General features: G+C 60.3%; 23 protein-coding genes and 1 tRNA gene. 14 read left to right on the top strand and 10 right to left on the bottom strand.

Features of this window, described 5'->3' with window-relative positions; genetic code table 11:
• Positions 1–49 precede the first annotated feature (49 nt).
• Positions 50–943 carry an archaetidylserine decarboxylase gene (gene asd, locus ACUTQY_RS13170; RefSeq protein WP_033641616.1) on the top strand — a complete coding sequence of 298 codons (894 nt, stop codon included), beginning with the start codon at positions 50–52 and terminating at the stop codon, positions 941–943.
• Positions 944–956: 13 nt separating this feature from the next.
• A complete protein-coding gene (gene mscM / locus ACUTQY_RS13165) occupies positions 957–4,304 on the top strand; it encodes a miniconductance mechanosensitive channel MscM (protein ID WP_033641615.1) in 3,348 nt (1,115 codons plus the stop codon).
• A 73-nt stretch (positions 4,305–4,377) separates the two neighbouring features.
• Here the strand turns inward: mscM and epmA are convergent, their stop codons facing one another.
• Positions 4,378–5,355 carry an elongation factor P--(R)-beta-lysine ligase gene (epmA, locus tag ACUTQY_RS13160; RefSeq protein WP_004929681.1) on the bottom strand — a complete coding sequence of 326 codons (978 nt, stop codon included), beginning with the start codon at positions 5,353–5,355 and terminating at the stop codon, positions 4,378–4,380.
• 385 nt (positions 5,356–5,740) lie between these two features.
• On the opposite strand from epmA, the gene frdA reads away from it, so the two are divergent.
• The 5 genes from frdA to blc all read left to right on the top strand — a co-directional run bounded on the left by frdA (position 5,741) and on the right by blc (position 9,661).
• On the top strand, positions 5,741–7,537 hold the full coding sequence (gene frdA / locus ACUTQY_RS13155; RefSeq protein ID WP_042783510.1) for a fumarate reductase (quinol) flavoprotein subunit: 1,797 nt from the start codon (positions 5,741–5,743) through the stop codon (positions 7,535–7,537).
• Positions 7,530–8,264, top strand: a complete 735-nt coding sequence (locus ACUTQY_RS13150) for a succinate dehydrogenase/fumarate reductase iron-sulfur subunit (protein ID WP_033648713.1) — start codon at positions 7,530–7,532, stop codon at positions 8,262–8,264. Before frdA ends, ACUTQY_RS13150 begins: the two co-directional genes overlap by 8 nt.
• Positions 8,265–8,278: 14 nt before the next feature.
• A complete protein-coding gene (gene frdC / locus ACUTQY_RS13145) occupies positions 8,279–8,671 on the top strand; it encodes a fumarate reductase subunit FrdC (RefSeq protein WP_025305010.1) in 393 nt (130 codons plus the stop codon).
• Between the two features lie 12 nt (positions 8,672–8,683).
• Positions 8,684–9,043 (top strand): fumarate reductase subunit FrdD, encoded by a 360-nt coding sequence (gene frdD, locus ACUTQY_RS13140; protein WP_004929672.1) that lies wholly within the window; start codon positions 8,684–8,686, stop codon positions 9,041–9,043.
• A gap of 84 nt (positions 9,044–9,127) precedes the next feature.
• Complete coding sequence (blc, locus tag ACUTQY_RS13135; protein WP_033641611.1) at positions 9,128–9,661, top strand: outer membrane lipoprotein Blc; 534 nt, start codon at positions 9,128–9,130, stop codon at positions 9,659–9,661.
• Here blc and sugE read toward each other — a convergent pair.
• The 4 genes from sugE to efp form a co-directional block, all read right to left on the bottom strand.
• Entirely contained in the window at positions 9,655–9,972 is a 318-nt protein-coding gene (sugE, locus tag ACUTQY_RS13130) for a quaternary ammonium compound efflux SMR transporter SugE (RefSeq protein ID WP_033641610.1), read from the bottom strand. The genes blc and sugE overlap by 7 nt on opposite strands.
• A 192-nt stretch (positions 9,973–10,164) precedes the next feature.
• Positions 10,165–10,296 carry an entericidin A/B family lipoprotein gene (locus ACUTQY_RS13125; protein ID WP_004929668.1) on the bottom strand — a complete coding sequence of 44 codons (132 nt, stop codon included), beginning with the start codon at positions 10,294–10,296 and terminating at the stop codon, positions 10,165–10,167.
• 120 nt (positions 10,297–10,416) lie between these two features.
• The gene (locus tag ACUTQY_RS13120; protein ID WP_004929667.1) at positions 10,417–10,548 is read right to left on the bottom strand and encodes an entericidin A/B family lipoprotein; all 132 of its coding nucleotides are present in this window, start codon (positions 10,546–10,548) and stop codon (positions 10,417–10,419) included.
• 70 nt (positions 10,549–10,618) lie between these two features.
• A complete protein-coding gene (gene efp / locus ACUTQY_RS13115; protein WP_004929666.1) occupies positions 10,619–11,185 on the bottom strand; it encodes an elongation factor P in 567 nt (188 codons plus the stop codon).
• 42 nt (positions 11,186–11,227) lie between these two features.
• Here efp and epmB point away from each other — a divergent pair, with 42 nt between their 5' ends.
• The gene (gene epmB / locus ACUTQY_RS13110; protein WP_033641609.1) at positions 11,228–12,256 is read left to right on the top strand and encodes an EF-P beta-lysylation protein EpmB; all 1,029 of its coding nucleotides are present in this window, start codon (positions 11,228–11,230) and stop codon (positions 12,254–12,256) included.
• Positions 12,257–12,343: 87 nt separating this feature from the next.
• On the opposite strand, the gene ACUTQY_RS13105 is transcribed toward epmB, so the two are convergent.
• From ACUTQY_RS13105 to ACUTQY_RS13085, 5 genes are all read right to left on the bottom strand, one after another.
• A complete protein-coding gene (locus tag ACUTQY_RS13105) occupies positions 12,344–12,688 on the bottom strand; it encodes a DUF4156 domain-containing protein (protein WP_025305007.1) in 345 nt (114 codons plus the stop codon).
• Between the two features lie 303 nt (positions 12,689–12,991).
• Positions 12,992–14,617 (bottom strand): methyl-accepting chemotaxis protein, encoded by a 1,626-nt coding sequence (locus tag ACUTQY_RS13100; protein WP_046688095.1) that lies wholly within the window; start codon positions 14,615–14,617, stop codon positions 12,992–12,994.
• 226 nt (positions 14,618–14,843) lie between these two features.
• Entirely contained in the window at positions 14,844–16,490 is a 1,647-nt protein-coding gene (gene groL, locus ACUTQY_RS13095) for a chaperonin GroEL (protein WP_004929662.1), read from the bottom strand.
• Positions 16,491–16,534: 44 nt separating this feature from the next.
• Positions 16,535–16,828 carry a co-chaperone GroES gene (locus ACUTQY_RS13090; protein ID WP_004929661.1) on the bottom strand — a complete coding sequence of 98 codons (294 nt, stop codon included), beginning with the start codon at positions 16,826–16,828 and terminating at the stop codon, positions 16,535–16,537.
• A gap of 189 nt (positions 16,829–17,017) precedes the next feature.
• On the bottom strand, positions 17,018–17,506 hold the full coding sequence (locus ACUTQY_RS13085; RefSeq protein ID WP_046688094.1) for an FxsA family protein: 489 nt from the start codon (positions 17,504–17,506) through the stop codon (positions 17,018–17,020).
• 369 nt (positions 17,507–17,875) lie between these two features.
• On the opposite strand from ACUTQY_RS13085, the gene aspA reads away from it, so the two are divergent.
• From aspA to ACUTQY_RS13055, 6 genes are all read left to right on the top strand, one after another.
• Positions 17,876–19,312, top strand: a complete 1,437-nt coding sequence (gene aspA / locus ACUTQY_RS13080) for an aspartate ammonia-lyase (RefSeq protein ID WP_004929659.1) — start codon at positions 17,876–17,878, stop codon at positions 19,310–19,312.
• A 249-nt stretch (positions 19,313–19,561) separates the two neighbouring features.
• On the top strand, positions 19,562–20,863 hold the full coding sequence (locus ACUTQY_RS13075) for an anaerobic C4-dicarboxylate transporter (RefSeq protein ID WP_033641606.1): 1,302 nt from the start codon (positions 19,562–19,564) through the stop codon (positions 20,861–20,863).
• Between the two features lie 109 nt (positions 20,864–20,972).
• Positions 20,973–21,296, top strand: coding sequence for a divalent cation tolerance protein CutA (gene cutA / locus ACUTQY_RS13070; protein WP_004929657.1), 324 nt, complete (start codon positions 20,973–20,975; stop codon positions 21,294–21,296).
• Entirely contained in the window at positions 21,272–22,990 is a 1,719-nt protein-coding gene (locus tag ACUTQY_RS13065) for a protein-disulfide reductase DsbD (protein ID WP_149542711.1), read from the top strand. The genes cutA and ACUTQY_RS13065 overlap by 25 nt, the downstream gene beginning before the upstream one ends.
• A gap of 39 nt (positions 22,991–23,029) precedes the next feature.
• A complete protein-coding gene (gene dicD / locus ACUTQY_RS13060) occupies positions 23,030–23,605 on the top strand; it encodes a division control transcriptional repressor DicD (protein WP_015376374.1) in 576 nt (191 codons plus the stop codon).
• Positions 23,606–23,766: 161 nt separating this feature from the next.
• A tRNA-Phe gene (locus ACUTQY_RS13055) sits at positions 23,767–23,842 on the top strand.
• Positions 23,843–24,000 lie beyond the last annotated feature (158 nt).

The raw sequence follows: 24,000 nt of genomic DNA, 5'->3' as shown, positions 1-24,000 counted from the left end.
GGAGCCCTCGTTACAATGCGCGCCCTTTACCCTGATTCACGAGGTTAACGTGCTGGATAGCATCAAGATTAAACTGCAATATTGGCTGCCGAAGCTGGCGCTGACCCGCCTGGCGGGCTGGGGCGCCGACAAACGGGCCGGCTGGCTGACCCAACTGGTGGTCAAAACCTTCGCCCGCTTCTACCGCGTGGACATGCAGGAAGCGCAAAATCCGGACCTGGCGTCTTACGCCACCTTCAACGATTTCTTCGTGCGCCCGCTGCGCGACGGCGCGCGCCCCATCGTCGCCGACGCCAACTGGCTGGCGCTGCCTGCCGATGGTGCCATCAGCCAGCTCGGCCCGATCCGCGACGATCAAATCTTCCAGGCCAAAGGCCACCACTACAGCCTCGAAGCGCTGCTGGCCGGCAACTATCTGTTGGCCGAGCCGTTCCGCAACGGCCTGTTCGCCACCACCTATCTGGCGCCGCGCGACTATCACCGCGTACACATGCCGTGCGCCGGCGTGCTGCGCGAAATGATCTATGTGCCGGGCGATTTGTTCTCGGTCAACCCGCTCACCGCCGCCAACGTGCCTAATCTGTTCGCGCGCAACGAGCGCGTGATCTGCGTATTCGACACCGACATCGGGCCGATGGTGCAAATCCTGGTCGGCGCCACCATCGTCGGCAGCATCGAAACCGTCTGGGCCGGCACCGTCACGCCGCCGCGCGAAGGCATCATCAAGCGCTGGACCTACCCGGCCGCCGGCGAAGAAGGCGCCATCGCGCTGGAAAAAGGCGCCGAGATGGGCCGTTTCAAACTCGGCTCCACGGTGATCAACCTGTTTACCGCAGGCAGCGTGCAGTTTGCGCCGCAGCTGCATAACGGCACCGTCACCCGCATGGGTGAAGCCTTCGCCGAAATCCCGGCCGCCGCTGAAACGCCACAGACCCCGCTCTAAAGGAATCGACGCCGTGCGCCTTTTCATCACGCTTTTGCTCGGTTGCCTGCTGTGGCAACCGGCGCTGGCCGCCCCCGTGCCGACCGAGACCCAGCTCAAACAGGAGCTGAAGCAGGCGGAAAGCAGCAAAAACGCGCCGAATCAGGCGGAAACCACCGAGGCGCTGCAAAGCGCCCTCAACTGGCTGACGGAGCGCAAAGAGTCGCAGACTCGCTCCGAGCAGTATCAGAGGGTGATCGACGATTTTCCGAAGATGACGCAGGAGCTGCGCCGTCAGCTGGTGCTGGAAAGCAACAAGATCCTGCCTAACGGCGACGATCTGCCGGCCGCCGAGCTGGAACAGCAGATCCTGCAAACCAGCAGCCTGCTGCTGGAACAGGCGCGCCTGCTGCAGCAAGAACAGGATCGCACGCGGGAGATCAGCGATTCGCTCGGCCAGCTGCCGCAGCAGCAGACCGACGCCCGCCGTGCGCTGACGGAAGTGCAGCGCCGCCTGCAGGCGCAGCCCGCCAACCCGACCACGCCGTATGCGCAGGCCGCCCTGGCCCTGCTGCAGACCGAAGCCGCGGCGCGCAAAGCCAAAGTGGACGAGCTGGAGCTGGCGCAGCTGTCGGCCAACAACCGTCAGGAGCTGGCGCGCATGCGCGCCGAGGTCTATAAAAAGCGCCACGAGAAAATAGACGTTCAGCTGCAGGCGCTGCGCAATAACCTCAACGCCCAACGCCAACGCGAAGCAGAGCTGGCGCTGGAAAAAACCGAGCAGTTAGCCGAGCAGAACGGCGATTTGCCAAAAAGCATCAGCCAGCAGCTGCAGATCAACCGCGAACTGTCCGCCGCGCTGAACAGCCAGGCGCAGCGCATGGATCTGATTTCATCGCAGCAGCGGCAGGCGGCGGCGCAGACGCTGCAGGTGCGCCAGGCGCTGAGCACCATCATCGAGCAGGCCCAGTGGCTCGGTTCGTCGTCGGCGCTGGGGGAAACCCTGCGCGCCCAGGTGGCGACACTGCCGGAAATGCCCAAGCCGCAACAGCTGGACGGCGACATGGCCCAGCTGCGCGTGCAGCGCCTGCAGTTTGAAAACCAGCTGGAAAAACTGTCGCAGCGCGAATTCAAACGCGACGACGGCAGCGCGCTGACCAACCAGGAGCAACGCATCGTCGATGCCCAGCTGCGCACCCAGCGCGAGCTGCTCAACTCGTTGTTATCCGGGTGCGACACCCAAATCCTCGAGCTGACCAAGCTGAAGGTGGCCAACACCCAGCTGATCGAAGCGTTGAACGAAATTCGCGACGCCACCCACCGCTATCTGTTCTGGGTGCCGGACGTCAATCCGATCAACTTCTCCTACCCGCTCAACGTGGCGCACGATCTGACGCGCGTCCTGTCGCTGGACACGCTGTCTCAACTCGGCGGCGCCTTCATGATGATGGTGACCAGCCGCGAAACGCTGATCCCGATCTTCGGCGCCCTGCTGCTGGTGATTTTCAGCATCAGCTCGCGCAAGCACTACCACGCCTTCCTCGAGCGCGCGAGCAGCCGCGTCGGCAAGGTGACGCAGGACGAATTCTTCCTGACGGTGCGCACCGTGTTCTGGTCGATTCTGGTGGCGATGCCGCTGCCGGTGCTGTGGGCCGCGCTCGGTTACGGCCTGCAGAGCGCCTGGAACTACCCGGTGGCGGAAGCGATCGGCAAAGGGGTAACCGCCACGCTGCCGATCCTGTGGATCTGCATGATCTGCGCCGCCTTCGCCCACCCGCAGGGGCTGTTCATCGTGCACTTCCGCTGGCCGGCGAAGCAGGTTTCGCGCGCCATGCGCTACTACAAGATGTCGATCTGGCTGATCGTGCCGCTGATCATGGCGCTGATCACCTTCGATAGCCTGAAAGAACGCGAGTTCGCCAACACCCTGGGGCGGCTGTGCTTCATCCTGCTGTGTCTGGCGCTGGCGCTGGTCACCCACAGCCTGAAACGCGCCGGCATTCCGCTGTATCTGGATAAAAACGGCTCCGGCGACAACATGCTCAACAGCGCCTTCTGGGGGCTGCTGCTGTCGGCGCCGCTGCTGGCGGCGCTGGCCTCGACCGTCGGTTACCTCACCACCGCGCAGGCGCTGTTGGCGCGTCTGGAAACTTCGGTGGCGATCTGGTTCCTGCTGCTGGTCGTCTACCACATCATCCGCCGTTGGATGTTGATCCAGCGGCGGCGCATCGCCTTCGATCGCGCCAAGCAGCGCCGCGCCGACATTCTGGCCCAGCGCGCCCGCGGCGAAGACGAAACTTCACATACCCCGAACAGCACCGAAGGCGCCATCGATCCGGACGATTCGGACTTCGATCTGGACACCATCAGCGCCCAGTCGCTGCGGCTGGTGCGTTCGATCCTGACGCTGATCGCGCTGGTGTCGGTGATCGTACTGTGGTCGGAGATCCACTCCGCGTTCGCCTTCCTGGAAAACATCTCGCTGTGGGACGTAACCTCGACGGTGAACGGCGTGGAAACCGCCCATCCGATCACCCTCGGCGCGGTTCTGATCGCCATTCTGGTGTTGATCATCACCATGCAGCTGGTGCGCAACCTGCCGGCGCTGCTGGAGCTGGCGGTGCTGCAGCACCTGGATCTGTCCCCGGGCACCGGCTACGCCATCACCACCATCACCAAGTACCTGCTGCTGCTGTTCGGCGCGGTGCTCAGCTTCGCCTGGATCGGCATCGAATGGTCGAAACTGCAGTGGGTGGTTACCGCGCTCAGTCTGGGGTTGGGCTTCGGCATGCAGGAGATCTTCTCCAACTTCATCTCCGGCTTGATCATCCTGTTCGAGAAACCGATCCGCATCGGCGACACCGTGACGATCCGCAATCTGACCGGCACCGTCACCAAGATCAATACCCGCGCCACCACCATCTCGGACTGGGACCGCAAAGAGATCATCGTGCCGAACAAAGCGTTTATCACCGAGCAGTTCGTCAACTGGTCGCTGTCGGATACCCTGACCCGTGTGGTGCTGACCGTACCGGCGCCGGGCGAGGCCAACAGCGAAGAAGTGACCAAGATCCTGATGAACGCCGCCGAGCGCTGCGCGCTGGTGCTGGATAACCCGGCGCCGGAGGTCTATCTGGTCGATCTGCAACAAGGCATTCAGATCTTCGAGATGCGTATTTACGCCGCCGAGATGGGCCACCGTATGCCGCTGCGCCATGAGATCCACCAACTGATCCTGGCGGGCTACCGCGAGCACGGCATCACGCTGCCGTACCCGCCGTTCCAGGTGCGTACCGAGACGCTGTCGCGGCTAACCAACAACGGCCGCACGCCGCCGTCCACGCCGGCGCCGAACACCAAGCGCGACGCCGGGGGGCTATAAGCGCTTCTCGCGATAAAAAAAGGGGGTCGGCAAATGCCGACCCCCTTTTTTGCTTTTGACCCGTCCTGAAACGTCAGGCGATCCCGACCGGGAAGGCTAATACGTCGCTCAGGCTCTCGGCGCCCAGCGCCAGCATCACCAGACGATCCACGCCCAGCGCCACGCCGGAACACTCCGGCATGCCGTGCTGCAACGCCGCCAACAGGTTGTAGTCGATCGGTTGCTGCGGCAGGCCGCGCTCCGCGCGTTTGCGGTTGTCCTGCTCGAAGCGCTGCTGTTGTTCACGGCCGTCGGTCAGCTCGCGGAAACCGTTCGCCAGCTCGATACCCTTGAAGTACACCTCGAAACGCTCCGCCACGCGGTGGTCTTCGGTGCTGATCTCCGCCAACGCCGCCTGGCTGGCCGGGAAGTGGTACACGAACGCCGGTTTTTCACGGCCGATATGCGGTTCCACGCCCACGGTGAACAGCAGCTGCAGCAGCGTATCGCGATCTTCTTCGGTATCGGCGATGTTGCTCAGATCGAGTTTGGCCGCCGCTTCGCGCAGCTGCGCCTTCTCCGCCGACAGCGGATCGATGTCCAGATGGCGCAGGAACGCCTGCTGATAGGACAGGGTCTCCGCGCTCTCGCAGTCCAGCACCTGTTGCAGCAGATCGTCCACTTCATTCATCAGGCGGTACATGTCGTAGTGCGGACGGTACCACTCCAGCATGGTGAATTCCGGGTTGTGATGCCGCCCGGCTTCTTCATTTCGGAAGCTGCGCCCCATTTGGTAGATCGGGCCGCTGCCCGCCGCCAACAGGCGCTTCATGTGATATTCCGGGCTGGTCATCATGTATAGCGTCAGGCCCTCTGCCGCTCCCGGCCCGACGAAACGCGTCTCGAACGGGAACAGGTGAACGTCGGTGACCGTCGCCTGGCTCATGGTGGGCGTCTCAACTTCCAGCACGCCACGATCGGCGAAGAAACGCCGGATCTCAGCCAGAATCGCTGCGCGTTTCAACAAATTGGCGATGGGTGCACTAGGCTGCCAGCTTGCCGTTTCGCTCATGGTAATTAACTCCGAAATCAAACAGGGGATGCAGTCTACTCGCATCCTTGCAGCCAAACAAATTCTTCAGGATGCGCAACCGGCGATAACGCCAATTTCCGATAAAAGGGCGGCAAAAGCGCGTTAAAAAGGGTAAAGCCGGCCGAACGCGCAAAAAAACAGACAAGCCTGCCGGGCAAGCGTTAATCGACAAAACAATCGATCACATCAAATTTCGACTACTTAACTTTAGGTATAGTTAATTCCCCATTATTGGTGGGAGATATCTATCCTTAACCTTTAAGCAACATTAATCGGTTCAATTAGTTAGCACCCGAAGAGTTCGCTAAATTTTAAGCATAGATATTTAACTTGCCGTTCTTAACAAGAACATTGGAGGAATGCAGTGCAAACCTTTAACGCCGATCTTGCCATTATTGGGGCCGGGGGCGCTGGTTTACGTGCAGCAATAGCCGCAGCGGAAGCCAATCCCCAACTGAAAATCGCGCTGATCTCTAAGGTCTACCCGATGCGCAGCCACACGGTCGCCGCCGAGGGGGGCTCCGCCGCCGTCACCCAGGATCACGATACCTTCGACTATCACTTCCACGACACCGTCGCCGGCGGCGACTGGCTGTGCGAGCAGGACGTGGTCGATCACTTCGTGCATCAGTGCCCGCGCGAGATGACCCAGCTTGAGCAGTGGGGCTGCCCGTGGAGCCGTAAACCGGACGGTTCGGTCAACGTGCGGCGCTTCGGTGGCATGAAGATCGAACGCACCTGGTTCGCCGCCGACAAGACCGGCTTCCACATGCTGCACACCCTGTTCCAGACCTCGCTGAAATACCCGCAAATCCAACGCTTCGACGAGCACTTCGTGCTGGATATCCTGGTGGATGACGGCCAGGCGCGCGGCCTGGTGGCGCTCAACATGATGGAAGGCACCCGCGTGCAGATCCGCGCCAACGCGGTGGTGATGGCCACCGGCGGCGCCGGGCGCGTTTATCGCTACAACACCAACGGCGGCATCGTTACCGGCGACGGCATGGGCATGGCGTTCCACCACGGCGTACCGCTGCGCGACATGGAGTTCGTGCAGTATCACCCGACCGGCCTGCCCGGTTCCGGCATCCTGATGACCGAGGGCTGCCGCGGCGAAGGCGGCATTCTGGTGAACAAAGACGGCTACCGTTACCTGCAAGACTACGGCATGGGCCCGGAAACCCCGCTGGGCGAGCCGAAGAACAAATACATGGAGCTGGGCCCGCGCGATAAAGTGTCCCAGGCCTTCTGGCATGAATGGCGCGCCGGCCGCACCATCGCCACCCCGCGCGGCGACGTGGTCTACCTCGATCTGCGCCACCTGGGCGAGAAAAAGCTGCTGGAGCGGCTGCCGTTCATCTGCGAACTGGCCAAAGCCTACGTCGGCGTCGATCCGGTGAAAGATCCGATCCCGGTGCGCCCTACCGCGCACTACACCATGGGCGGCATTGAAACCGACCAGAACTGCGAAACCCGCATCAAAGGGCTGTTCGCAGTCGGCGAATGTTCCTCCGTCGGCCTGCACGGCGCCAACCGTCTCGGCTCCAACTCGCTGGCGGAACTGGTGGTATTCGGCCGCGTCGCCGGTGAACACGCCGCGCGCCGCGCGCTGGAAACCGCGCCGGCCAACGGCAGCGCGCTGGATGCGCAAACCCGCGACGTCGAAACCCGCCTGAGCAACCTGATGAAGCAGGAAGGCAACGAAAACTGGGCGAAGATCCGCGACGAAATGGGGCTGTCGATGGAAGAAGGCTGCGGCATCTACCGCACGCCGGAGCTGATGCAAAAAACCATCGATAAGCTGGCCGAGCTGAAAGAACGTTTCAAGCGCGTCAAAATCACCGACAACACCAGCGTGTTCAATACCGATCTGCTGTACACCATCGAGCTGGGTTATGGTCTGGACGTCGCTGAATGCATGGCGCACTCCGCATTTAACCGCAAAGAGTCGCGCGGCGCCCACCAGCGCCTGGACGAAGGCTGCACCGAGCGTGACGACGTCAACTTCCTCAAGCATACGCTGGCGTTCCACAATCCGCAGGGCGCGCCGCGTCTTGAATACAGCGACGTGAAAATCACCAAGCTGCCGCCGGCCAAACGCGTCTACGGCGCAGAAGCCGAAGCGCAGGAGAAAAAGAATAAGGAGCAGGCAAATGGCTGAGATGCAAACCCTGAAGATCGAAGTCATGCGCTATAACCCGGAAAGCGACGCCGAGCCGCATTTCGTCACTTACGCCGTGCCTTACGACGAACAGACCTCGCTGCTCGACGCGCTGGGCTATATCAAGGATAACCTGGCGCCGGACCTCTCCTACCGCTGGTCTTGCCGCATGGCGATCTGCGGCTCCTGCGGCATGATGGTCAACCGCGTGCCGAAGCTGGCGTGCAAAACCTTCCTGCGCGACTACGTCGGCGGCATGAAGGTCGAAGCGCTGGGCAACTTCCCGATCGAGCGCGATCTGGTGGTCGACATGACCCACTTCATCGAAAGCCTGGAGGCGATCAAACCGTACATCATCGGCAACGATCGCAAACCGGAGGATGGCCCGAACGTGCAGACTCCGGCACAGATGGCCAAATACCACCAGTTCTCCGGCTGCATCAACTGCGGCCTGTGCTACGCGGCGTGCCCGCAGTTCGGCCTCAACCCCGAGTTTATCGGCCCGGCGGCGATCACGCTGGCGCACCGCTATAACCTGGACAACCGCGACCACGGCAAGAAACAGCGCATGCCGCAGCTCAACGGCCAAAACGGCGTCTGGAGCTGCACCTTCGTCGGCTATTGCTCCGAAGTCTGTCCGAAACACGTCGATCCCGCCGCCGCTATCCAGCAAGGCAAGGTGGAGAGCGCCAAAGACTTCATGATCGCCATGTTGAAGCCGCAATAAGGGAGAAAATTGCCATGACAACTCAACGTAAGCCCTATGTGCGCACCATGACGCCCACCTGGTGGCAAAAGCTCGGCTTCTACCGTTTCTACATGCTGCGCGAAGGCACCTCGGTGCTGGCGGTCTGGTTCAGCATCGTGCTGCTCTACGGCGTGTTCGCGCTGAAGGGCGGCGCCGAGAGCTGGGCCGGCTTCGTCGGTTTCTTGCAGAATCCGCTGGTGCTGTTAATCAACGTCGTCGCATTGCTGGCGGCGGCGCTGCACACCAAAACCTGGTTCGATCTGGCGCCGAAGGCCGCCAATATCGTGGTCAACAGCGAGAAAATGGGACCGGGCCCCATCGTGAAAGGGCTGTGGGCCGTCACGATCGTCGTCAGCGTGGTCATCCTGGCCGTGGCCCTGTTCTAATCCGGAGGAAACATGATAAATCAAGCACCTAAACGCTCCGACGAGCCGGTTTTCTGGGGATTGTTCGGCGCCGGCGGCATGTGGGGCGCGATCGTCGCGCCGGCTATCGTACTGCTGGTCGGCATTCTGCTGCCGCTGGGGCTGTTCCCCGGTGAAGCGCTGGGTTACGAGCGCGTGCTGGCGTTCTGCCAGAGCCTGATCGGCCGCCTGTTCCTGCTGCTGATGATCATTCTGCCGCTGTGGTGCGGCCTGCACCGCATCCACCATGCGATGCACGATCTGAAGATCCACGTGCCGGCCGGCAAGTGGGTGTTCTACGGTCTGGCGGCAATCCTCAGCGTCGTCACCGTCATCGGCGTCGTCACTCTGTAAACCGCTCGGGTGGCCAACGCCCGTTGGCCGCCCTTTTCTCATCGGCTACACTGTCTACTCGCCCCCGGTAAACAGGAGTCACCGATGCGTTTATGGTCAAAGCTTTGCGTCATGCTTTCCGCCCTGCTCTCCGTCGCCTGCAGCGTCTCCCCGCCTAAAGACATCAAGGTCGTGAACAATTTCGACAGCCAGCGCTATCTCGGCACCTGGTATGAGATCGCACGTCTGGATCATCGTTTTGAACGCGGTTTGCAGCAGGTGACCGCCCATTACAGCCCGCGCGCCGACGGCGGACTGAACGTCATCAATCGCGGCTTCAATCCGCAGAAACAGCAATGGCAAGAAAGCGAAGGCAAAGCCTACTTTATCGGTTCACCGCAGGTCGCGGCGCTGAAAGTGTCGTTCTTCGGCCCTTTCTATGGCGGCTACAACGTGATTGCCCTGGATCCGGCGTATGGCTACGCGCTGGTTTGCGGCCCGAACCGCGACTATCTGTGGATCCTGTCGCGCACGCCGACGCTTGACGCCGCCGTGCGCGACCGTTTATTGCAGACAGCCAAAGGCTACGGTTTCGCCACCGACAAGCTGATCTGGGTGCAGCAGTCCGCCGATCACTGACTGCTGAACTTCAGCCCGAGTATGCCGACCACGATCAGGCACAGGCTGATGATGCGCGCGATATTGGTCGATTCGCCCAACAGCACCATGCCCATGATGGCCGCGCCCACCGCGCCGATGCCGGTCCACACCGCGTAGGCGGTGCCGGCGGGCAGCGTTTTCATGGCGTTGGCCAACAGCAACATGCTGACCACCATCGCGGCGATGGTGATGATGCTCGGCGTCAGCCTGGTAAAACCGTGGGTGTATTTCAGACCGATAGCCCAAACCACTTCGAGCAAACCGGCGATAAGCAGAATAATCCAGGCCATGAGACGGCCTCCCTACCACTGGGGTCGTCCCCGATAAAATGACGCGTAAACGGGTCGTCCCGTTTAGCGAGGTGATGCATGACGGGTAACCTCACCCGCACTGCGGCAGGATAGCAGCAGCGTTAACGCTCAGGCAAGGGATAGAAATGTGGCGGCTCTCCGCAGCCGGAACGCCGCCGGGTGGAATGCGGATTATTCCGCGCTGCGCTGAATAGCCTTGCCGCCGGCCTGAATGTCTTCACCCACACCGCGGGTGGTATTACAGGCGGTCAGCGAGCTCAAAATCATCAAAGAGAAGATCGCGATAATACTTTTCTTCAGCATAAGAAAGTCCTTATTTGTCGTTGATGAAAAAGTACGGCTTTCTAAGCGTAGTCAAAATTGACGGAGGGTGTGGGATCGTGACCGGCTTTGTGGCGCAAATACATCGGGTTAAAGGCGGGATCAGCTGGCCGTGCGGGAGATAGCGCCGCCGAGATGCTGAACGTCTTCGCCGAAACCGCGAAACGTATTGCAACTGCTGAGGGAGAAAAGGAACAACAGGGAGAGCACGGCCAACAGCGTTTTCTTGAACATGCGGATTTTCTGCCAACGAACGGGGATGGGATAAAACAGAGGAACCGCGGGGGTTCCTCTGTTTTGAAACTTACTTGACGCGAGAGACGTATTCGCCAGAGCGAGTGTCAACCTTGATCACTTCGCCGATCTGGACGAACAACGGCACTTTAACCACGGCGCCGGTGCTCAGGGTAGCCGGCTTGCCGCCAGTCCCTGCGGTATCGCCTTTCAGGCCAGGATCGGTATCGGTGATTTCCGCTTCGATGAAGTTCGGCGGCTGAACGGCGATTGGACGGCCATCCCACAGGGTGATGATGCACTCTGCGTTATCCTGCAGCCATTTGGCCGCGTCGCCGACGGTTTTGCCGTCAACCTGATGCTGTTCGAAAGACTCAGGGTGCATGAAGTGGTAGAACTCACCGTCGCTGTACAGGTAGTTCATGTTGGTGTCCATCACGTCTGCGCCTTCGCAAGAATCGGTAGACTTGAAGGTTTTTTCCACGCGGGTGCCGGTCAGCAGACGGCGCATTTTCACGCGCGCGAACGCCTGGCCTTTGCCCGGCTTAACGAACTCACTGGCTTCGACGGCGTAAGGTTCGCCCTCGAACATGATTTTAAGACCCGGACGGAAATCGTTGCTAGAATAAGTCGCCATGATGGCCCTCTGAATATTTGAACTGGTAGCTTAGCCAAAAAAATGGCACACATTATAACCCAAAGTACGGCACATAGAGAAGATTGGTTGCATCAACTCGCCGATGTTATTACCGATCCCGATGAATTACTGCAGCTTTTGTCACTGAATACGCACCCGGAACTGCCGCAGGGGCGCGATGCCCGTCGGCTGTTTGCCCTGCGCGTGCCGCGCGCCTTCGCTGCGCGCATGCGCCCCGGCGATGCCAACGACCCGCTGCTGCGCCAGGTGCTGACCGCCAGAGAGGAGTTCATCAACGCCCCAGGGTTCACCACCGATCCGCTGGATGAACAGCGCAGCGTGGTGCCGGGCCTGCTGCACAAATACCGCAATCGCGCGCTGCTGCTGGTCAAAGGCGGCTGTGCGGTCAACTGCCGTTACTGTTTCCGCCGTCACTTCCCCTATCAAGATAATCAGGGCAACAAGAACAACTGGCGGCAGGCGCTGGATTATATCCGCCAACACCCGGAACTGGACGAGATCATTTTTTCCGGCGGCGATCCGCTGATGGCCAAAGACAGCGAGCTGGAGTGGCTGGTCGGCGAGCTGGAGGCCATCCCGCATCTGAAACGCCTGCGCATTCACACCCGTCTGCCGGTGGTGATCCCGGCGCGCATTACGCCGGCGCTGTGCCGCCTGCTGTCGGCCTCGCGCCTGCAGGTGCTGATGGTCACCCACATCAACCACGCCAACGAAATCGACCGCAAGCTGCAGAACGCCATGGCCCAGCTGCGCCTCGCCGGCGTCACGCTGCTCAACCAGAGCGTGCTACTGCGCGACGTCAACGACGATGCCGATACGCTGGCGGCGCTCAGCAACGCGCTGTTCGACGCCGGCATCCTGCCCTATTACATCCACGTGCTGGACAAAGTGCAGGGCGCGGCGCATTTCATGGTCAGCGACGATGAAGCGCGCGTCATCATGCAGGCGCTGCTGAGCAAGGTGTCCGGTTATCTGGTGCCGCGCCTGACGCGTGAAGTAGGCGGCGAACCGAGCAAAACGCCGATCGACCTGCGCCTGATGCAGGAGTGACGCGCGCCACAGGGCTCGACGAAACGAAAAGAGGAATGCCGTGGCATTCCTCTTTTTTATCTCTTCGCGGCGTTAGGCCTCAGCGCCTTACGGGCACTTGTAAACCTGGCCGACCATTTTGCTGTCCAGCGGCGCGAAGCTGGAGAGCAGGTTCTGGCTTGGGCTGTTGGCGCCGTAAATGACGTTGCCGCCCATCGCCGCTGCCTTGTTGCGCAGATCGTTGGCCGCACCGCGCATGGAGCTGCCTTCACCGCCGTTGCCGGACAGCCAGTTGCTCTGGGTGCCGGTCACTTCCCCCAGCAGCTGGCATTCCGCCGCCGGCTTGCTGTCGGTGAACTTGATCTGCTGACCCGCAGCGGTCAGTTCATGAGTGGTGCTGCAACCCGCCAGCAGCATCGCTGCCGAAAGACCCAGTAAGGCTTTAATCCGCATCTTGTTCCCCATTCGATGTTGAGAATTACGCAAAATCTTCTACCCGTCGCCTTTCAAGCTGTAGCGTTGTTGACTGCACTCGCTCACCCCAGTTACTTACTCAAGTAAGCGCCTGGGGACTCACGAGCTGGCCGCCTAGCTACAACTTGAAATTCATAGGGTATATCAGAAAGCGATGCCATCTCTTAAGCATCCGTTGCCGCGCGAGCGGGCCAACGTCTTGAGCGACAGCTGATGACTTACCAGTTTACCAGCTAAATCGCCCCGGGCGGCAAAAATATCATCAAATACAGTGCGGCGGCGTTATACCCAACCGGCAACGGCCGCCGATGGCTGCGCCTGCTCTTCGCCCTGACGCGGTTCCCCCTCCGCCAGTTTGAATACCGCCACCGCCTGCGCCAGCAGGGCCGCCTGTTCCTCCACGCCGACGGCGGTGGTCGCCACCTCCTCCACCAGCGCGGCGTTCTGCTGGGTCACCTGATCCATCTGGGTCACCGCCACCCCGACCTGCTCGACGCCTTTGCTTTGCTCTTCCGACGCATAGGAGATGTTATCCATCAGCGACGTCACCTGGTTCACCGAGCCGACGATGGCATTCATCGTCTCGCCCGCCTGTTCCACCAGCCGCACGCCGGCGGCGATATCGCCGGTTACGCCGTCGACCAGACCGCTGATCTCCTTGGCCGAAGTCGCGCAGCGCTGCGCCAGATTGCGCACTTCGCCGGCTACCACCGCAAAACCCCGCCCCTGCTCCCCGGCACGCGCGGCCTCGACGGCGGCGTTCAGCGCCAGAATGTTGGTCTGGAAGGCGATGCCGTCGATCACGCTGGTGATATCCCCCACCTGACGCGCGCTGTCGTTGATCGCCCGCATCTTGTCGACCGCGCTGGCCATCAGCGTTTCGCCGTTGCGGGCAATGGCGGCGGTCTGATTGACCATGCCGGCGGCCTGAGTGGCGTTATCGGCGTTTTGCCGCACCGTGGCGGTAATCTGCTCCATGCTGGCGGCGGTTTCCGTCAGCGCGCTGGCTTGTTCTTCGGTGCGGCTGGAGAGATCGGCGTTGCCGACGGCGATCTCGTGCGTACCGTGGTTGATCGACTCCACACCGTCACGCACCTGCTGCACGGTGGCACTCAGCTCCTGCTGCATCGCGCGTAGGCTGGCGAACAGCATGCCGATCTCATTGTTGTTGCGTACCGCGATCTCGCTGCGTAGATCGCCGCGCCCAACCTTTTGCAAGTGTTCGGCGATCTGGCGCAGCGGCAGAATCAAGCGCCGGCGGAAATCACGCTGCACGGCGACCAGCAGCAGCAGGATCGCCGCCAGGGTGCCGCTCAGCAGACGGGCGAAGACTTTTTGGGTCTGCTCCGCCTCTTCCACTGCCAGACGGTGGGCGGCCACCGTGGCCCGCATGTAGTCGGCAAACTGGTTATCCAGCCGCTGGCGCACCTGGCGCTTCTCTGCCGCCATGGCGTGCAGCCGCTCGATCAGCGCCGCCTGCGGCGTGTCGGCCAACAGCGTCAGTTCTTGCTTCAGCACCGCCTGCTGCGCCAGGTAGACCTTTTTCATCGCCTCGCCCAGATCCGGGCGCGATACCGTCAGGCCCGGCGTCTCCCAAAACAGATTGAAAGCGACGTCGGCGCTGCGCAGCTCACCGCGCGCCTCATCGATACCCAGTTGAATATCGGCTCTGCTGGTCTGCGCCCAGCGCTCGAACGCCATGTTGTCGATCAGCGTCTGCGTTTGCAGCAAAGCACGCCAACTGCGGTTCAGCGCCGCTTCCTCGTCGGAGAAGGTGCTCATCCTGTCGATGCTGTGGCCGTTTTGCTGCATGAAATAGAAGGCGATGGCGCCGGTTCCCATGGGCATCAAGCCCAGCAGCAACAGCATCAACATCAGCCAGGTGGCTATTTTCATATTTTTCAGCATAAGTCGTCTCCGTTGACAGTCACACCGGCGAGGGGAAATTCCCCGCTCGGTAAGGGCTATATCGGTACGAAACGACAACGGTTTAGGGTAAAAGCAAAATAATGCAATAATTCATTCAGTGAACTAATAACAAGCTAAATAAACATTCTTTTTATTGATTTTTAAGCTAAAAAAAAACCCCGGTCATTTGACCGGGGCCTTCAGCACACAAGCGTGTGGGGGATGATTACATCATGCCGCCCATACCGCCCATGCCACCCATGCCGCCTGCTGCGCCCAGATCCGGTGCGTCAGCCTTCGGCAGGTCGGTGACCATGCATTCGGTGGTGATCATCAGGCCAGCCACGGAAGCCGCGTACTGCAGAGCAGAACGGGTCACTTTGGTTGGATCCAGGATACCCATCGCGATCATGTCGCCGTATTCTTCAGAGTAAGCGTTGTAGCCGTAGCTGCCTTCGCCCGCTTTCACCTGGTTGGCGATAACGGAAGCTTCTTCACCGGCGTTGACCACGATCTGACGCAGAGGGGCTTCCATTGCGCGCAGCGCAACTTTGATACCCACGTTCTGGTCTTCGTTGTCGCCTTTCAGCGCGGCGATTTTGCCTGCAACGCGGATCAGCGCTACGCCGCCGCCGGCAACCACGCCTTCTTCCACTGCGGCGCGGGTCGCGTGCAGGGCGTCTTCAACGCGGGCTTTCTTCTCTTTCATTTCAACTTCAGTGGCTGCGCCAACCTTGATAACGGCAACGCCGCCGGCCAGTTTCGCTACGCGCTCCTGCAGTTTTTCACGATCGTAGTCAGAGGTCGCTTCTTCGATCTGCTGACGAATTTGAGCAACGCGGCCCTGGATGGTCGCTTCGTCGCCCACGCCATCGATGATGATGGTGGTGTCTTTGTTGATGACAACGCGTTTCGCCTGACCCAGGTCTTCCAGGGTGGCTTTTTCCAGCTCCAGACCGATCTCTTCAGAGATAACGGTACCGGCAGTCAGGGTAGCGATGTCCTGCAGCATGGCTTTACGACGGTCGCCGAAGCCAGGCGCCTTAACGGCAGCCACTTTCACGATGCCGCGCATGGTGTTGACCACCAGGGTCGCCAGCGCTTCACCTTCAACGTCTTCAGCGATGATCAGCAGCGGTTTGCCTGCTTTGGCAACGGCTTCCAGCACCGGCAGCATTTCGCGGATGTTGGAAATCTTCTTGTCAGCCAGCAGGATGAACGGGCTTTCCAGCTCAACAGAACCGGTTTCCGGCTTGTTGATGAAGTATGGGGACAGGTAACCGCGGTCGAACTGCATACCTTCAACCACGTCCAGCTCGTCTTGCAGGCCGGTGCCTTCTTCAACGGTGATAACGCCTTCTTTGCCCACTTTCTCCATCGCTTCCGCGATCAGTTTACCCACGGTTTCGTCGGAGTTGGCGGAGATGGTGCCGACCTGAGCGATAGCTTTGGAATCGGAGCAAGGTACGGACAGTTTTTTCAGTTCTTCAACCGCAGCGACAACCGCTTTGTCGATGCCGCGCTTCAGATCCATCGGGTTCATGCCTGCAGCAACCGCTTTCAGGCCTTCGGTGATGATGGATTGAGCCAGTACGGTTGCAGTGGTGGTGCCGTCGCCCGCCGCGTCGTTCGCTTTGGAGGCCACTTCTTTCACCATCTGTGCGCCCATGTTCTCGAACTTGTCTTCCAGTTCGATTTCACGCGCAACGGAAACGCCGTCTTTGGTGATGGTCGGTGCGCCGAAAGATTTATCCAGCACTACGTTGCGGCCTTTCGGGCCCAGGGTCACTTTTACTGCATCAGCGAGAACATTCACGCCGCGGAGCATTTTCACGCGAGCGTCATTGCCGAATTTTACGTCTTTAGCTGCCATTGGTATTTCCCTTCAACTCGTTCAGTTCAGAAGATAAAGCGCAATTACGCTTCAACAATTGCCAGAATGTCGCTTTCGGACATGATCAACACTTCTTCATTGTCGATCTTCTCTGCTTTCACGCCGTAGCCGTCGTTGAAAATCACGATATCGCCAACTTTCACATCCAGCGGTTGGATGTTGCCGTTTTCCAGCACACGCCCTTTACCCACTGCAACCACTTCACCGCGAGTGGATTTACCCGCAGCAGAGCCAGTCAGGACGATGCCGCCAGCAGATTTTGATTCAACTTCTTTGCGCTTGACGATAACGCGGTCATGCAATGGACGAATACTCATTGAACGCTCTCCTGTAAGAAGGTCTCTATCAGATTTAGGGTTGTACACCGGATGGTTGTTATTACCGGCCTCGTGGCATTTGAGATGGGGGCGTTCCAGCCCCCTTCAAGGGGGCGAACAAAAAAAATTTCGCATTTTTGGTCCGACGAGTGCCGCAGAGATGAAAAACGCGGCCAGAGCCGCGTTTGCTTAACGATCGTGAGGTTTGCGATCCTCGTCCGAGCGGTGTTCCAGCACCGGGCGTTCGTCGTCCTTGCGCTGGAATTCGCCGTCGAAGGTATTGCCGTTGGCGGCGTCGCCGCCCGTCCAACCGCCGGGGCGATACACCGACAGGTGCGGCATCAGTTTCAGCGTCAGCGATTTTTGCACCGGCGGCAGCAGCAGCAACAGGCCGAGGAAATCGGTGAAGAAACCCGGTATCAGCAGCAGGAAGCCCGCCAGCACCAGCGAAACGCTTTTCACCATTTCCGCCGCCGGGCTTTCGCCGGCCGCCAGTTTTTGCTGCATCTGCACGAAGGTTTTCATGCCCTGATTGCGCACCAGCGAAATGCCGACGCAGGAGCTGAACACCACCAGCAGCAGGGTGACAGCCACGCCGAGCACGGCGGCGACTTTGATAAAGATGGATATTTCTATGTAAGCCAGCAGAAATATCAGCAGTAGCGGTAACCAGCGCACCTGGTTCTCCTATCGGTAGGTAAGGCACGGCCGCCACGGGGCGACGGCGCGAAAAAAGAGGCCGTAAACGGCCGACACTATTACAATGAGGGCATCCCCCCACCATTTCAACCGAGAGCCGGTTTTTATTGCTAAAGTTCACAAACGTGAAAGAAGTCACAGAACCGAAAAAGGGCATATCCTTAAACACCATAAGGTGATCTGGATTCAGTCATTTCTTACCAACCAGCATATGATCTGGGCAGCTACGGGCGATTTGGTTAATCGTTTCACGCCCCAAGCCTTCGGCAATATTAATTTAGGCTGTGCCCTTACTAGCCTTGACCTGACAAATTATTAATTCGGCAGCAACACATAGAGAAGGTTCTCATGTCAAACAACATTCGTATCGAAGAAGACCTGTTAGGAACACGTGAAGTCCCCGCAGACGCTTACTACGGAGTTCACACTCTGCGTGCGATTGAAAACTTCTACATCAGCAACAGCAAAATCAGCGATGTCCCCGAGTTCGTTCGCGGCATGGTGATGGTGAAAAAGGCCGCGGCGATGGCCAACAAAGAACTCAAAACCATCCCGCGCAAAATCGCCGACGTGATCATCCAGGCCTGCGACGAGGTGCTGGATAAAGGCAAGTGCATGGATCAGTTCCCGGTGGACGTATTCCAGGGCGGCGCGGGCACCTCGCTGAACATGAACACCAACGAAGTGCTGGCGAACATCGGCCTGGAGCTGATGGGCCATCAAAAAGGCGAATACCAGTACCTGAACCCGAACGATCACCTCAATAAATGCCAGTCCACCAACGACGCCTACCCAACCGGGTTCCGCATCGCGGTGTACGCCTCCAACCAGAAACTGATCGACGCCATCAACCAGCTGCGCGAAGGCTTCGATCGCAAGGCGAAAGAGTTCGAAACCATCCTGAAAATGGGCCGCACCCAGCTGCAGGACGCGGTGCCGATGACCCTCGGCCAGGAATTCCACGCCTTCAGCGTGCTGCTGAACGAAGAGACCCGCAACCTGCACCGCACCGCGGAGCTGCTGCTGGAAGTGAACCTCGGCGCCACCGCCATCGGCACCGCGCTCAACACCCCGGAAGGCTACCAGCCGCTGGCGGTGCAAAAACTGGCGGAAGTCAGCGGCCTGCCGGTGGTGCCGGCGGAAGACCTGATCGAAGCCACCTCCGACTGCGGCGCCTACGTGATGGTGCACAGCGCGCTCAAACGCCTGGCGGTGAAACTGTCCAAAATCTGTAACGACCTGCGCCTGCTCTCCTCCGGCCCGCGCGCCGGCCTGAACGAAATCAACCTGCCGGAGCTGCAGGCGGGATCGTCCATCATGCCGGCCAAAGTGAACCCGGTGGTGCCGGAAGTGGTCAATCAGGTGTGTTTCAAGGTGATTGGCAACGACACTTGCGTTACCATGGCGGCCGAAGCGGGCCAGCTGCAGCTGAACGTGATGGAGCCGGTGATCGGCCAGGCGATGTTCGAGTCGATCCACATCCTGACCAACGCCTGCTACAACCTGCTGGAAAAATGCATTAACGGCATCACCGCGAATAAAGAAGTCTGCGAACACTACGTCTTCAACTCGATCGGTATCGTCACCTATCTGAACCCGTTCATCGGCCACCATAACGGTGACATCGTCGGGAAGATCTGCGCCGAAACCGGCAAGAGCGTGCGCGAAGTGGTGCTGGAACGCGGCCTGCTGACCGAAGCCGAGCTGGATGACATCTTCTCCGTGGAGAACCTGATGCACCCGGCCTATAAAGCCAAACGCTATACGGATGAAAATGAACAATAACAGACCTACCCGGTAGCCCTGAAAGGCACGCTAAATCCTCTGGATAGCGTGCCTTTTTACTTTTAGGCGCCCACAAAATTTTAACGTTTTATTTTCAATTTACACCCTAAATCATTGGGACTGCATCAAGGCGGCAAGAGCGCAAGTCCCCAGGAGCTTACTCAAGTAAGTGACTGGGGTGAGCGCTCGCAGCCAACACCGATGCAGTTTCAAGGATGACGGGAAATCTCATTTTAAGGAGTAAACACTATGCTAGCCGTAGAATTGGTTATCGTTCTGCTGGCCATCTTTTTAGGGGCCAGATTGGGCGGTATCGGTATCGGGTTCGCGGGGGGACTGGGCGTATTGGCGCTGGCGCTGATCGGCGTCAAACCGGGCAACATTCCCTTCGACGTCATCTCCATCATCATGGCGGTGATTGCGGCGATCTCCGCGATGCAGGTCGCCGGTGGGATGGACTACCTGGTGCAGCAGACCGAAAAACTGCTGCGCAAGAACCCCAAGCACATCACCATTCTCGCCCCTATCGTCACCTACTTCCTGACCATCTTCGCCGGCACCGGCAATATCTCACTCTCGGCGCTGCCGGTGATCGCCGAGGTGGCGAAAGAACAGGGCATCAAGCCTTGCCGCCCGCTGTCGACCGCCGTGGTCTCCGCCCAGATCGCCATCACCGCCTCGCCGATCTCCGCCGCGGTGGTGTACATGTCTTCGGTGATGGAGGGCCACGGCGTCAGCTACCTGCACCTGCTGATGGTGGTGATCCCGTCCACCTTCTGCGCGGTGCTGTTGATGTCGCTGCTGGTGACCTGGCTGTTCGATTCCAAGCTGTCTAACGATCCGGTGTACCTGAAACGCCTGGAAGAAGGCCTGATCACCCTGCGCGGCAACAACGCGCTGGCGATCAAACCACGCGCCAAAACCTCGGTGCTGCTGTTCCTGCTCGGCGTGCTGTGCGTGGTCGCCTACGCCATCATCAACAGCCCGGGCCTGGGTCTGGTGGCCAAGCCGCTGATGAACACCACCAACGCCATTCTGATCATCATGCTGAGCGTCGCCACGCTGACCACCCTGCTGTGCCGCGTCGACACCGACATGGTGCTGAACTCCAGCACCTTCAAGGCCGGCATGAGCGCCTGTATCTGTATCCTCGGCGTCGCCTGGCTGGGCGATACTTTCGTCCAGGCCAACATCGATTGGATCAAAGAGACGGCCGGCAGCGTCATTCAGGCGCACCCGTGGCTGCTGGCGGTGATCTTCTTCTTCTGCTCGGCGCTGCTGTACTCGCAGGCCGCCACCGCCAAGGCGCTGATGCCGATGGCGCTGGCGCTGAACGTGTCGCCGCTGACCGCCGTCGCCTCCTTCGCCGCCGTTTCCGGCCTGTTCATCCTGCCGACCTACCCGACATTGGTCGCCGCGGTGCAGATGGATGATACCGGCACCACGCGCATCGGCCGCTTCGTGTTCAACCACCCGTTCTTCATTCCCGGCACCATGGGCGTGATTTTCGCGGTGGTATTCGGCTTCCTGCTCGGCAGCGTCATGCTGTAAGGCGTCGACCGGGGCTGCGGCCCCGGTTTTCTTTCTGGCGATAAACTCGCCTTCTAGCCAATCCGCCTTCAGGGTATAGTGCCCATTCGAACCGATGAGAGGGCTGAAGATGTCTGATTGCGAAGCTGTCGTCATACTCTGTACCGCACCCGATGAAGCCAGCGCCCAGGAACTGGCGGCGCGGGTCCTGGGCGATAAGCTGGCGGCCTGCGCCACGCTGCTGCCCGGCGCCACCTCGCTGTATTACTGGGAAGGGAAACTGGAACAGGAATACGAAGTGCAGATGCTGTTCAAAAGCGATCGCCGCCGTCAGCAAGCCCTGCTCGACACCCTGAAACAACATCACCCATACCAGACGCCTGAGCTGCTGGTCTTGCCGGTGATGGCCGGAGATAAAGACTACCTGTTATGGATCAACGCTTCATTAAACTGATTTTGCTGCTGTGCAGCCTGTGCTTCCTGCCGCAGGCGGCGCAGGCTTCGCTGTTCGCGCCGAAGGGCGGCAGCCAGTTCGTGCCCGTCGATCAGGCCTTCGCCTTCGATTTCAAACAGCAAGGCGGCCAGGTGACGCTGAACTGGCAGATCCGCCCCGGCTATTACCTGTATCGCCAGCAGATCAAACTGGTGCCGCAGCAGGCGACGCTCGGCGCCTTTACCCTGCCCGAAGGGCTGAGCCACAAGGACGAGTTCTTCGGCGAAGTGGCGATTTTCAAGCAACAGCTGAATCTGCAAATACCGCTGCAACAGGCGGCGGCCAACGCCAGCCTCAGCGTCACCTATCAAGGCTGCGCCGAGGCCGGCTTCTGCTACCCGCCGGAAACCCGAACCATCCCGCTGGACGCGGTCAGCGCCACCGCAGCCACGCCGCTCTCGGCCTCTGCACCGGCTGAAGCCCCCGCCGCACCGGCCAGCCTGCCGTTCTCGCCGCTGTGGGCATTGCTGATCGGCATCGGCATCGCCTTCACCCCGTGCGTACTGCCGATGTATCCGCTGATCTCCGGCATCATCCTCGGCCGAGACCGGCCGCAAAGCAGCGGCCGCATTCTGGCGCTGGCGCTGGTTTACGTGCAGGGCATGGCGCTCACCTACACCCTGCTGGGCTTGGTGGTGGCCGCCGCAGGATTGCAGTTCCAGGCGGCGCTGCAGCATCCTTACGTGCTGATTGGCCTGTCGGCGCTGTTCATCGCGCTGGCGCTGTCGATGTTCGGCCTCTATTCCCTGCAGTTGCCCTCGGGGCTGCAAACCCGGCTGGCAAACTGGAGCAACACCCAGCGCGGCGGCTCACTGACCGGCGTGTTCCTGATGGGCGCGCTGGCCGGGCTGATCTGTTCCCCCTGCACCACCGCGCCGCTCAGCGCCATCCTGCTGTATATCGCCCAGAGCGGCAATCTGTGGGCCGGCGGCGGCACGCTGTACCTGTACGCGCTGGGGATGGGCATTCCGCTGGTGATCGTCACCCTGTTCGGCAACCGCCTGCTGCCGCGCAGCGGCCCGTGGATGCAGTACGTGAAAGAGGCCTTCGGCTTCGTCATTCTGGCGCTGCCGGTGTTCCTGCTGGAGCGGGTGATCGGCGATCTGTGGGGCATGCGCCTGTGGAGCCTGCTCGGCCTGGCGTTCTTCGGCTGGGCCTTCGCCCTGAGCCTGAGAAGCGCGCGCGGCTGGGCACGCGCCCTGCAACTTCTGTTGCTGGCGGCGGCGGTGATCGCCGCACGGCCGCTGCAGGACTGGGCTTTCGGCACCGACCAGGCGCAGCAGGCGGCTCAGCCGCACCTGGCCTTTACCCGCATCAACAACGTCGAACAGCTCGATCTCGCGCTGCAACAGGCGCGGGGCAAGCCGGTGATGCTGGATCTGTACGCCGACTGGTGCGTGGCCTGTAAAGAGTTCGAAAAATACACCTTCAGCGACGCCGCGGTGCAGGCAAGCCTGGCCAACGCGGTGCTGCTGCAGGCGGATGTGACCGCCAACGGTGCGGAACAGGCGGCGCTGCTGAAGCACCTGCAGGTGTTGGGGCTGCCGACGATCCTGTTTTTCGATCCGGCGGGCCGCGAGCTGACGGCCGAGCGGGTCACCGGTTTTATGAAGGCAGAAGCCTTCAACGCGCATTTGCAGAAAGTGATGCGATAACTGACACTGAAGATCGGAAGCGAATGGGAGGAAGCACAAGTGCAACGTGAACACGTCCTTGATACCGCGCTGGGCCTGTTGGAACAACAGGGCCTGGCGACCGCCACATTAGAGATGCTGGCGGAAAAACTCGACGTTCAGCCCGGCGATCTCAAACGGTTCTGGCCGGATCGCGAAGCGCTGCTGTACGACTGCCTGCGCTACCACGGCCAACAGATCGACACCTGGCGCCGCCAGCTACTGCTGGACGAAAATCTGAGCCCGCAGCAAAAGCTGCTGGCGCGCTATGACGTGCTGGCGGAATACGTGCAGCAAGACCGCTACCCCGGCTGCCTGTTTATCGCCGCCTGCAGCTTCTTCCCGGAAACGGATCACCCGATCCACCAACTGGCGGAGCAACAGAAGTTGACCTCGCTGGAGCTGACCCGCGAACTGCTGCGCGACATGGACGCCGACGACGCCGACATGGTGGCGCAGCAAATGGAGCTGATTCAGGAAGGCTGCCTGAGCAAACTGCTGGTAAAACGCCAGCTCCAGGACGTATCGGTCGCCAAACGGCTGGCGGAGGACATCTTGCAGGTAGCACAGTGCCGCCGTAACGGCGCGTTGAGCTGAATCAGCAGGGTTGGCGGCACAGCCAACCCAAGGTGCGCCCCCGGCGCAGGCACATTTTTTGCGCCCTTTGCCTGAAAAGCCAGCAACCGGAGCCATTTTCGCGTATTTCACGCATAAAGCCGTTGACGGCTTTCGGCCAATACGGTTTAATGCTGCCCGTTGCCCGGATAGCTCAGTCGGTAGAGCAGGGGATTGAAAATCCCCGTGTCCTTGGTTCGATTCCGAGTCCGGGCACCATATTCAGAAGAACCCGCCTATGGCGGGTTTTTCACTTTTTGGGGTACGGACTCTCCATCGAACTGCGTTCGATTATTCGGCCTAAAGGCCTCACCCTACGGGCCAGCGCTAAAGCGCTGTTCAACGCGGCGCCAGCGCCGGTTGTCCGAGTCCGGGCA

This window comes from Serratia sp. TSA_130.1 (assembly GCF_052691795.1).
The sequence above is the reverse complement of the archived record's forward strand: the minus strand, read 5'-3'. Positions and strand labels throughout refer to the sequence as shown.